General features: G+C 39.7%; 1 protein-coding gene. It reads left to right on the top strand.

What is annotated here, in order from left to right:
• Nucleotides 1-85 precede the first annotated feature (85 nt).
• Nucleotides 86-788 (top strand): Na+/H+ antiporter NhaC family protein (locus tag AC1DRF_RS30550; protein WP_477742642.1); only part of this gene is annotated, 703 nt, incomplete at its 3' end.

Raw genomic sequence — 788 nt, forward strand, 5'->3', positions numbered from 1 at the left:
GGGTAATCTTATGATACAAATAAGAGACCTCTTCTTATCAATAAGAAGAGGTCTTTTTTTATTACGTAAACAAGAGGTGTTAAGAATGGAACAACAAAAAGGAAACGGCTGGGCGCTGTTACCGCTGGGCGTCTTTTTAGTCCTGTTTGTCGGATCAGGAATTATAACGGGAGATTTTTATAAGCTGCCTGTATTAGTAGCCATTATCATTGCAGCCATCGTGGCGCTGGCTATGAACCGCAAAGATTCACTTAATGTAAAAGTGGAGCGTTTTGCTAAAGGAGCAGGGCATCCTGATATCATTATTATGGTGCTTATTTTTATTTTAGCAGGTGCTTTTTCTCAAGTTGCTAAAGGCATGGGAGCTGTTGATTCAACGGTAAACTTAGCGCTTTCTGTGCTTCCGCAAAGCTTAGTGGTAGTCGGAATCTTTGTTATTGGCGCATTCATTTCCATTTCGATGGGAACATCAATGGGAACAATCGCTGCGCTAGGGCCTATTGCTGTAGGAATCAGTGAGCAAGCGCATGTATCCATTACATTGGCCATTGCTGCCGTTATTGGTGGTGCAATGTTTGGAGATAATTTATCGATAATTTCTGATACAACCATTGCAGCAGTTCGTACGCAAAAAACAAATATGTCAGATAAATTAAAAGTAAACTTTTTTATTGTCCTTCCTGCAGCGATTGTTACGGTAATTTTATTGCTTGTAATGACGCTAGGCAATACATCATCAGTAGAAATTAAAGATTTTAGCTGGTTTAAAATCTTGCCTTATGTCGGCG

The organism is Priestia sp. P5_B4 (genome assembly GCF_056400385.1).